At 70.8% G+C, this 9,391-nt stretch carries 9 protein-coding genes and 2 pseudogenes; 8 read left to right on the top strand and 3 right to left on the bottom strand.

Translation table 11 applies throughout. The annotated features are described in order from the left end of the window. From A5706_RS24540 to A5706_RS24550, 3 genes and pseudogenes are all read left to right on the top strand, one after another. A pseudogene (locus A5706_RS24540) lies at positions 1 to 547 on the top strand (hypothetical protein); the annotation flags it as partial. Continuing rightward, entirely contained in the window at positions 544 to 1,053 is a 510-nt protein-coding gene (locus tag A5706_RS24545) for a TIGR04338 family metallohydrolase (RefSeq protein ID WP_068136590.1), read from the top strand. The pseudogene A5706_RS24540 and the gene A5706_RS24545, both read left to right, overlap by 4 nt. Continuing rightward, the gene (locus A5706_RS24550) at positions 1,050 to 3,167 is read left to right on the top strand and encodes a beta-glucosidase (RefSeq protein ID WP_197517964.1); all 2,118 of its coding nucleotides are present in this window, start codon (positions 1,050 to 1,052) and stop codon (positions 3,165 to 3,167) included. Before A5706_RS24545 ends, A5706_RS24550 begins: the two co-directional genes overlap by 4 nt. Positions 3,168 to 3,198: 31 nt before the next feature. Here A5706_RS24550 and A5706_RS32580 read toward each other — a convergent pair whose 3' ends face one another. Continuing rightward, the gene (locus A5706_RS32580) at positions 3,199 to 3,345 is read right to left on the bottom strand and encodes a metallothionein (protein ID WP_081665563.1); all 147 of its coding nucleotides are present in this window, start codon (positions 3,343 to 3,345) and stop codon (positions 3,199 to 3,201) included. A gap of 88 nt (positions 3,346 to 3,433) precedes the next feature. Here A5706_RS32580 and A5706_RS24555 point away from each other — a divergent pair, with 88 nt between their 5' ends. Then, on the top strand, positions 3,434 to 4,093 hold the full coding sequence (locus A5706_RS24555) for an O-methyltransferase (protein ID WP_068136594.1): 660 nt from the start codon (positions 3,434 to 3,436) through the stop codon (positions 4,091 to 4,093). A 4-nt stretch (positions 4,094 to 4,097) separates the two neighbouring features. Here the strand turns inward: A5706_RS24555 and A5706_RS24560 are convergent, their stop codons facing one another. After that, complete coding sequence (locus A5706_RS24560) at positions 4,098 to 5,081, bottom strand: nitronate monooxygenase family protein (protein ID WP_068136598.1); 984 nt, start codon at positions 5,079 to 5,081, stop codon at positions 4,098 to 4,100. A gap of 115 nt (positions 5,082 to 5,196) precedes the next feature. Between A5706_RS24560 and A5706_RS24565 the strand changes: the two genes are divergently transcribed. Next, positions 5,197 to 5,637, top strand: a complete 441-nt coding sequence (locus A5706_RS24565) for an SPW repeat protein (RefSeq protein WP_068136602.1) — start codon at positions 5,197 to 5,199, stop codon at positions 5,635 to 5,637. Here the strand turns inward: A5706_RS24565 and ilvD are convergent. Next, the gene (gene ilvD / locus A5706_RS24570) at positions 5,634 to 7,337 is read right to left on the bottom strand and encodes a dihydroxy-acid dehydratase (protein ID WP_068136607.1); all 1,704 of its coding nucleotides are present in this window, start codon (positions 7,335 to 7,337) and stop codon (positions 5,634 to 5,636) included. The genes A5706_RS24565 and ilvD overlap by 4 nt on opposite strands. A 75-nt stretch (positions 7,338 to 7,412) precedes the next feature. On the opposite strand from ilvD, the gene A5706_RS24575 reads away from it, so the two are divergent. The 3 genes and pseudogenes from A5706_RS24575 to A5706_RS33230 all read left to right on the top strand — a co-directional run. Beyond that, positions 7,413 to 7,703 carry a metal-sensitive transcriptional regulator gene (locus A5706_RS24575; RefSeq protein ID WP_067005235.1) on the top strand — a complete coding sequence of 97 codons (291 nt, stop codon included), beginning with the start codon at positions 7,413 to 7,415 and terminating at the stop codon, positions 7,701 to 7,703. A gap of 120 nt (positions 7,704 to 7,823) precedes the next feature. Further along, the gene (locus tag A5706_RS24580) at positions 7,824 to 9,080 is read left to right on the top strand and encodes an MFS transporter (RefSeq protein ID WP_068136613.1); all 1,257 of its coding nucleotides are present in this window, start codon (positions 7,824 to 7,826) and stop codon (positions 9,078 to 9,080) included. 118 nt (positions 9,081 to 9,198) lie between these two features. Continuing rightward, positions 9,199 to 9,391, top strand: a pseudogene (locus A5706_RS33230) (hypothetical protein); the annotation flags it as partial.

Here is a 9,391-nt window from a genome sequence, read left to right on the forward strand (position 1 = left end):
GGCGATCAGCACGAAAAGCTGCACGTACGTCCGCAGCCCCCGGGTGCCCGCCGCACCGATGGTGATGGTGCGCTGCGACGTGGCGTCCAACTCGACGTTCGTCTACGCGTACGGGTTCGCCGAGGACATCGACGCGACACACGCCCTCTACGCCAGCCTGGTCGTGCAGATGGTGCGCGCGTCGGACGCCTACCTGGCCTCCGGCGCGCACCGCCCCACGCCGACGATCACCGCCCGGCTCAACTTTCAGCTCGCGTTCGGGGCGCGCGTCGGTCAGCGCCTGGCCGAGGCCCGCGAGGAGGCCCGGCGCGAGGCCACCAAGGACCGCAGCCGCCCGCCCGGCACCGCGATCGCGTTGCGGGACAAGGACGTTGAGCTGCGCGACTTCTACCGCGGCGCGTCCAAGGCGCGCGGAACGTATCAAGTCAGCCGCGCGACGGCGGGGTATTCGTCGGCGGCGCGCCGGGCGGGGGACCGGGCCGGCCGGCGGGCGCGGCTCGGCAACAGCGCCGAACTGCAGGGCGCGCGGAGCGCATTGCGCCAGTGACTCGGGCCGGTGGGGCCCGCGATTCGCAGCGCGCCAAGGTTTATGCGGCCGAGGACTTCGTCCGGACGTTGTTCGACCGCGCCGCTGAGCACGGATCGCCCTCCGTCGATTTCTTCGGCACGCAGCTGACGCTGCCGCCGGAGGGGAAATTCGGGTCGGTCGCCTCCGTCCAGCGCTACGTCGACGAGGTGCTGGCGCTGCCGTCGGTGCGGCGGCGCTGGCCCGGCGTGTCGCCGCTGCAGGTGCGGCCCCGGCGGGCCGCCACCGCGGCGCACTACGAAAACCGTGACGGCGCCGGCACTATCGCGGTTCCCGACCGTGACACCGCCGACTGGGCGCTGCGTGAGCTGGTGGTGCTGCACGAGGTGGCGCATCACCTGTGCCGCGCCGAGCCGGCGCACGGCCCGGAGTTCGTCGCGACCATCTGCGAGCTCGCGGAGCTGGTGATGGGCCCCGAACTCGGGCACGTGCTGCGGGTCGTGTACGCGAAAGAGGGTGTGCGGTGAGCGATCCGGACGCGCGGGCCCGCGAAGTCGAGGCCCAAATGACCGACGACGAGCGGTTCTCGCTGATCCTCGCGGTGATGGGCGCGGGCGAGCTGTGGCCGCAGCGCGACGAACGCATCCCGCCGGGCGTCCCGATGAGCGCCGGGTACGTGCCCGGGATTCCGCGGCTCGGCGTACCCGCGCTGCTGATGAGCGACGCCGGTCTCGGCGTCACCAACCCCGGTTACCGCCCGGACGACACCGCCACCGCGTTGCCGGCCGGCCTGGCCCTGGCCGCCGGCTTCGACCCGGTGCTGGCCCGCGCCGCCGGCGAGGTGATCGGCCGCGAGGCACGCAGCCGCGGGTTCAACGTGCAGCTCGCCGGCGCGATGAACCTGGCCCGTGACCCGCGCAACGGCCGCAACTTCGAATACCTTTCCGAGGACCCGCTTTTGACGGGGTTGATCGCCGCCGAGTCGGTCAACGGCATCCAGGAGCAGGGCGTCATCTCGACCGTCAAGCACTTCTCGCTGAACTGCAACGAGACCAACCGGCACTGGCTGAACGCGGTCATCGATCCCGGCGCGCACCGCGAATCCGACCTACTGGCCTTCGAGATCGCCATCGAGCGCTCATCGCCCGGCGCGGTGATGGCGGCCTACAACAAGGTCAACGGCGACTACGCCGCGGCCAACGACGCCCTGATCAACGGGGTACTGAAAGGTGCCTGGGAATACCGCGGTTGGGTCATGTCCGACTGGGGCGGGACGCCCGGTTGGGAATGCGCGCCGGCCGGCCTCGACCAGGAATGCGGCGCGCAAATCGACGCGCTGCTGTGGCAATCCGAGGCGTTCGGCGAGCCGCTGCGGGCCGCCCACGCCACCGGGGCGCTGGCCTCCGAGCGCCTGTCCGACATGGTCCGGCGAATCCTGCGGTCGATGTTCGCGGTCGGCATCGACCGGCGAGAGGCCGCGCCCGCACCGGATATGAACGCGCACAACGACATTGCGTTGCAAATCGCGCGGCAAGGTATCGTGCTGCTGGCCAACCGCGGCGTCCTGCCCATCGCGCCCGAGTCCGCGGCGCGCATCGCCGTCATCGGCGGATACGCGCAGCTGGGCGTCGCCGCGGGCTACGGTTCGAGCGCCGTCGTCCCACCAGGCGGCTACGCCGGCGTGATCCCGCTCGGTGGCCTGGGCCTCGAGGCCGGGTTGCGCAACCTCTACCTGCTGCCGTCGAGCCCGCTCGCCGAGCTGCGCAGCCAATTTCCCGGCGCGCAGATCGATTTCGATCCCGGCGCCAGCCCGGCCGAGGCGGCGCGGGCGGCGCGGCGCGCCGATATCGCCATAGTCTTCGCCGTCCGCGCCGAAGGGGAGGGCTTCGACGGCGCGGACCTGGCGCTGCCGTGGGGACAGGACGCGCTGATCGCCGCGGTGGCGGCCGCCAACCCGAACACCGTCGTGGTACTGGAAACCGGAAACCCGGTGGCCATGCCGTGGCGGGACTCGGTGAACGCCGTCGTGCAGGCCTGGTATCCGGGGCAGGCCGGCGGCCGGGCGATCGCGGAAATCCTTGCCGGGCGGGTCAATCCGTCGGGCCGGCTGCCGATCACCTTTCCGGTGGACCTGGGCCAGACGCCGCGCCCGGAGCTGCCCGAACCGGAGGCTCCGTGGGGGACACCGACCACCATCGACTACTTCGAGGGGGCCGACGTCGGCTACCGCTGGTTCGCCAAGAACGGGCTGGCACCGATGTTCGCGTTCGGTCATGGCCTGTCCTACACCAGCTTTGAATACCGGGACCTGGCGGTGACCGGCGGCCAGAGCGCCACGGCGAGCTTCACCGTCGCCAACGTCGGCGACCGGCCCGGGGCCGACGTCCCGCAGCTGTATTTGACCGCCACCCCCGGCGGGCGATGCCTGCGGCTGCTGGGATTTCGGCGTCTGGAGCTCGAGGCCGGCGCCACCCGCCGGGTCACCATCGAGGCCGACCCGCGGCTGCTCGCCCATTACGACGGCGCCGCGCAGACTTGGCGCATCGAACCCGGCGATCACGCGGTGGCCATCGGCGCGTCGGCCGCCGCCCTCCGGCTGGAGGCCCGGGTCGAGCTGGCCGGTCGCGCGTTCGGGCGCTGATCACGCGGATCCGCGCGACCGGCCGGGTGGGTTACTCGACCGGCCTCAGCTCGTCGCCGCAGGTGCAGCGGTACGGCTCACCCGCGCCGGAGCAGTGGCAGGGAACCTCGATGCGAACGCGACATCCGCAGCCCTCGTGGCCACAGCTCAGCAACGTCCCCGCGTCGTATTCAGCCATTCAGATCACCCTTCTCTGTCGTCGTGGACACCGCCACTATATACCCCCTGTGGGTATGCAGTAAACACCCCGGCCTAGCGTTGGCGGCATGACGGAAAACCCGACCCCGCAAGACGTGGACGCATTCCTGGACAACACACTCATCGGCGACGAGCCGGCCCTCGCCGCGGCGCTACAGGCCAGCGACGCGGCCGGGTTACCTCAAATCGCCGTGTCGGCGCAGCAGGGAAAATTCCTTTCCCTGCTGGCGGGTGCAATCCAAGCGCGCCGCGTCCTCGAGATTGGCACCCTGGGCGGCTTCAGCACCATCTGGCTGGCGCGCGGGGTGGGACCGCAGGGACGGGTGGTGACGCTGGAATACGAGCCCAAGCACGCCGAGGTCGCGCGGGCCAACCTGCAGCGCGCCGGCGTGGCCGACCGTGTCGAGGTCATCGTCGGCGCCGCGCTCGACACGTTGCCGACCCTGACCGGCGGCCCCTTCGACCTGGTGTTCATCGACGCCGACAAGGAGAACTACGCCGCATACCTGGAGTGGGCGGTGCGGCTGGCTCGAACCGGCTCAGTCCTGGTGCTGGACAACGTCATCCGCGAAGGCCGGATCCTCGATCCCCACGACGACGACGAGCGGGTGCGGGCGACGCGGCGGACGCTGCAGCTGATGGGCGAGCACCCGCGGCTGGACACCGCGGTGATCCAGACGGTCGGGACCAAGCACTGGGACGGTTTCGCCTTCGCGTTGGTCCGGTAGGGCCTCAGCGCGGGGTGAGGTCTTCGACCGCCTGTGCGGCGGACGTGAGTTCGCCGATGCGCAAGGCGGTTTCGCCGGCATACAGAGCTGCGGCGTCCAGCCAGGAATCGGGCACCCCGGCCACCGGTGCCAATGGGGTGAAGAACGGGCGGCCCGGCGACTGCAGCCGCATCAGCGCGCCGGCGTCGAAATAGCCCAGCACCGCCAGCGGGCGGCTGGCCGCGTTGAGGGCGGCGGGCAGGGCCTTGGCCTTTCCGTCGTCGCCGCACCAGCGGCGGGTCGCAGCGTTGGGCACGACACGGTGACGCAGCGGCCAGCTCAGGCCGAACAGGTCCGTCTCAATGGTCTTGTCCGCGTTGATGACTCGCCGCTGGTACTCGCGACTCGCATTGGCCTCGTGCGTCAACAGGAACCGCGTGCCGGCGATGATGCCGCTGGCCCCGACGTCCAACGCGGCGCGCGTGTCGGCGGCAGTGGCGATGCCGCCGGCCAGGAACACCGGTCGCTTCCCGGCCGCCCTCAGGGCCCGAGGCAGGAAGTCCAGCGCGGGCATGGTGCCGACGAGGTGGCCGCCGGCCTCGCGTCCCTGCGCGATCAAACCGTCGGCGCCCCAGGAGATCGCGGCACGCGCACCCTCCTCGGTGCCGACCATCACGAACACGAAGATTCCCGCCTCGCGCAGGTGCTCGACGAGCCCGCGCCGTTCGCCGAACGCCAGCACGACGGCGTCCACGTGGGCGTCGACGCAGATCGTGACGTGGTGGCGACGGACGAAGGGCATCAACAGATTTACCGCCACCGCGCGCCTGGGCGCCCGCTCGCGCATCTGCGCGATCGACGCGCGTAGCTGGCGGGCGGTGGCAATGCCGAGGGTGCCGAGGCCACCGGCGTCGGCGACCGCGGCGGCCAGCGGCGCCTGCGCAATGCCGCCGCCCATTCCGGCCTGCCCCACCGGCACGTCGAGCCGCAGCCGGTCGGCGATGTCCATGCCCACGACGCTACGCGGTCTCTCGAATCGCGCGACGTCCGAGCGTAATCTTGACAGCGGATGGATGGGTGCATCCAAGCCCAAAAGGCTTGCTGCATAACAGAAAGGTCACAAAATGAGTACGGTCCATTCATCAATAGATCACCACCCCGATTTGTTGGCTCTGCGCGCGAACTACGAGCGCGTCGCCGAGTCGATGAGCGCGCACGTCACCTTCGGTCTGGCCCTGCTGACGGGCCTGTACGTGGCGGCGTCACCGTGGATGGTGGGATTCAGCGCGACGGGATCGCTTGCCACGTCCGACCTGATCGTCGGCATCGCGGTGGCGTTCTTGGCGTACGGTTTCGCAACCGCGCTGGATCGCGCGCACGGCATGACGTGGACGCTGCCGGTGCTCGGCGCGTGGCTCGTCGTCGCGCCGTGGGTGCTGCCCGGCTTCACCGCAACCGGCGGCGTGATCTGGTCGAACGTCGTCGCGGGCGGGTTGCTGACGGTCCTGGGCCTAAACGCCACCTACTTCGGCGTGCGCACCCGCGAGGCGGCCACGCGAGCCTAGCCGCAGATTGCGCCACCCGACGCGGAGCCGACCAGCTTGACGTACTTGGCCAGCACGCCGGTCTTGTAGCGCGGCTCCGGGGGAGTGAAATCTCTTCGACGCGCTTCGAATTCGGCCGGGTCGGTCAACACGTCGAGGGTGCGGCCGGCCACGTCCAGCCGGATCCGGTCGCCGTCGCGCAGCAGGGCGATCGGTCCGCCGTCGACCGCCTCCGGGGCGATGTGCCCGACGCACAGGCCGGTGGTGCCGCCGGAGAATCGACCGTCGGTCAGCAACAGCACGTCCTTGCCGAGCCCGGCGCCCTTGATCGCGCCGGTGATCGCGAGCATCTCGCGCATCCCGGGCCCGCCCTTGGGGCCCTCGTAGCGGATCACCACGGCGTCGCCCTTGGTGATGGTGCCGTCCTCGAGGGCGTCCAGCGCGGCCCGCTCGCCGTCGAAAACCCTTGCGGTGCCTTCGAACACGTTGGAGTCGAAGCCAGCCGTCTTGACCACCGCGCCGTCGGGCGCCAGCGATCCGCGCAGGATCGTGATCCCCCCGGTCGGGTGAATCGGATCGGCGAGCGCGCGGAGCACCTTGCCGTCCGGATCGGGCGGGGCGATCGCGGCCAGGTTCTCGGCCACCGTCTTGCCGGTGACGGTCAGGCAGTCGCCGCGCAGCAGCCCCGCGTCGAGCAGGGCCTTCATCACCACCGGGACGCCGCCGATGTGGTCGACGTCGGACATGACGTGGCGGCCGAACGGCTTGACGTCGGCCAGGTGCGGCACCTTCGACCCGATCCGGCTGAAGTCCTCGAGCGACAGGTCCACGTCGGCCTCGCGCGCGATCGCCAGCAGGTGCAGCACCGCGTTGGTCGACCCGCCGAACGCCATCACCACGGCGATCGCGTTGTCGAAGGCCTCCTTGGTGAGGATGTCGCGGGCGGTGATGCCGCGCCGCAGCAGCTCGACGACGGCCTGGCCGCTGCGCCGCGCGAAACCGTCGCGGCGGCGGTCGGTCGCCGGCGGGGCCGCGCTGCCCGGCAGCGACATGCCCAGCGCCTCGGCGGCGCTGGCCATGGTGTTGGCGGTGTACATGCCGCCGCACGCGCCCTCGCCCGGGCAGATGGCGCGCTCGATGGCGTCGACGTCCTCGCGGGGCATCAGGCCGCGTGCGCAGGCGCCCACCGCCTCGAACGCGTCGATGATCGTGACCTCGCGCTCGCTGCCGTCGGACAGCTTGGCCACCCCCGGCAGGATCGAGCCGGCGTAGAGGAACACCGCCGCCAGGTCCAGCCGCGCCGCGGCCATCAGCATCCCGGGCAGCGACTTGTCGCACCCCGCCAGCAGCACCGAGCCATCGAGGCGCTCGGCCTGCATCACGGTCTCGACGCTGTCGGCGATCACCTCGCGGGACACCAGCGAGAAATGCATCCCCTCGTGCCCCATCGAGATCCCGTCGGAAACCGAGATGGTGCCGAACTCGAGCGGGTAGCCGCCGGCCGAGAACACCCCCTCCTTGACCGCCTTGGCGAGCCGGTCCAGCGACAGGTTGCACGGCGTGATCTCGTTCCACGACGACGCCACCCCGATCTGCGGCTTGGCGAAGTCCTCGTCCCCCATGCCTACGGCGCGCAGCATGCCGCGGGCGGCGGCCTTCTCCAGGCCGTCGGTGACGTCACGACTACGGGGCTTGATGTCAGGGGCCTTGTTAACGGACATCGTGCAAGTATGCGCGGCGCGGCCAAGCCGATATTTGCGGGCATACCCCGTCGGGGTACCACGTACCATGGGCGTATGACGACCGAGCACGGATACTCGCAGCAGAAGGACAACTACGCCAAGCGGCTGCGACGCATCGAGGGCCAGGTGCGCGGCATCGCGCGCATGATCGAGGAAGACAAGTACTGCATCGACGTCCTCACCCAGATCAGCGCGGTCAACAGCGCCCTGCGCTCGGTGGCGCTGAATCTGCTCGATGAGCACCTGAACCACTGCGTGACCCGGGCCGTGGCCGAGGGCGGGGACGAGGCGGACGACAAGCTGGCCGAGGCCTCGGCCGCCATCGCGCGCCTGGTCCGTTCGTGACCAGTACTCGGTAGGCGTGTTGAACCGCTAACTGCGGGGAACCTATTGTTGCGGTGCGTACGGTAGGTGCAGCGTGATTTCGCCAACCAGCCATGCCCGGCCGATTGCGTACCCGATCCTATGACTGTCGAAGCCGCCACCACTGCCGCGCGAACGTGGACGCCACGGGTCGCGGCGCAGCTGGCGGTGCTGGCAGCCGCGGCCTTCACGTACGTCACCGCGGAAATCCTGCCGGTGGGCGCGCTGTCCGCGATCGCGCGCAACCTGCAGGTCAGCGTCGTCCTGGTCGGAACCCTGCTGACCTGGTACTCGCTGGTGGCGGCCCTGTCGACGTTTCCGCTGGTGCGCTGGACGGCGCACTGGCCGCGCCGGCGGGCGTTGGTCGTCAGCCTGGTCTGCCTGACCGTCTCGCAACTCATCTCTGCGCTGGCGCCGAACTTCGCCGTGCTGGCCGTGGGGCGGGTGCTGTGCGCGCTCACCCACGGGCTGCTGTGGTCGATCATCGCCCCGCTCGCCACGCGGCTGGTGCCGCCGAGCCACGCGGGACGCGCCACGATGTCCATCTACATCGGCACCAGCCTGGCGCTGGTGATCGGCAGCCCGCTCACCGCCGCCCTGAGCCTGATGTGGGGCTGGCGGCTGGCCGCGGTCTGCGTCACCGTCGCCGCGGCCGTCGTGACCGTGGCGGCCTGGCTGTTGCTGCCCGAGCTGGTGCTGTCCGCCGACCAGCTCAAGTGCGTCGGTCCGCGGGCGCGGCACCACCGCAATCGCGCCCTGATCGTCGTCAGCCTCATCACCATGGTCGGCGTCACCGGCCATTTCGTGTCGTACACCTACATCGTGGTGATCATCCGCGAGGTCGTCGGCGTGCGCGGACCGAACCTCGCCTGGGTGCTGGCCGCCTACGGCGCCGCCGGGGTTGTCGCTGTGGGCATGGTGGCGCGCCCCTTGGACCGCAGGCCCAGGGGCGCCGTGTTGTTCTGCATGGCGGGGTTGACCGCCGCGTTCGTGGTGCTGACCGCGCTCGCGTTCGGTGGCGGACGCGGCGTGGCCCCCTATTCGGTCGCGCTGATCGGGATTGCGGCCATCGTGTTGTGGGGGGCCATGGCCACCGCCGTCTCGCCGATGCTGCAGTCCGCCGCTATGCGCAACGGGGCCGACGACCCCGACGGGGCCTCGGGCCTGTACGTGACGGCGTTTCAGGTGGGCATCATGGCCGGCTCGCTGGCGGGCGGACTGTTGTACGAGCGCAGCGTCGCGCTGATGCTGACCGCCTCCGCGGGCCTGATGGGCGCCGCGCTGGCGGGCATGGCGGCCAATCGGCAGATGCTGGACCCCGTGCAGGACGTTGCCGCGGCAAGCTCACGCAATTCATAGCTGCCGAGGTCAGCGGCGCGATCCAGGCCGCGCAACGGTGCGCCGCCTGCTGTGGAGTAGGTAGCTGGGGTGCGCGCTGTGCCACACTATTTCCGAGTAAGCGACCGAAGGGATGCATATGTTCGCGGCTCTGAAGGCAGCCGGATTGGCCTCCATCTTGAGCGGGGCACTCGTGCTGGGCGCGGTGCCCGCGCTGGCGGACCCGGATCAGGCACCCGGTGACCCGGGGACCGTCGCGGCGCCCGCGGACCCACCCGCCGCGCCCAGCACGATCGCGCCCTCGAGCGCGCTGGTCGCCAGCACGGCCAGAC

It is taken from the genome of Mycobacterium sp. E796 (assembly GCF_001672815.1).
Lineage (GTDB): Bacteria > Actinomycetota > Actinomycetes > Mycobacteriales > Mycobacteriaceae > Mycobacterium.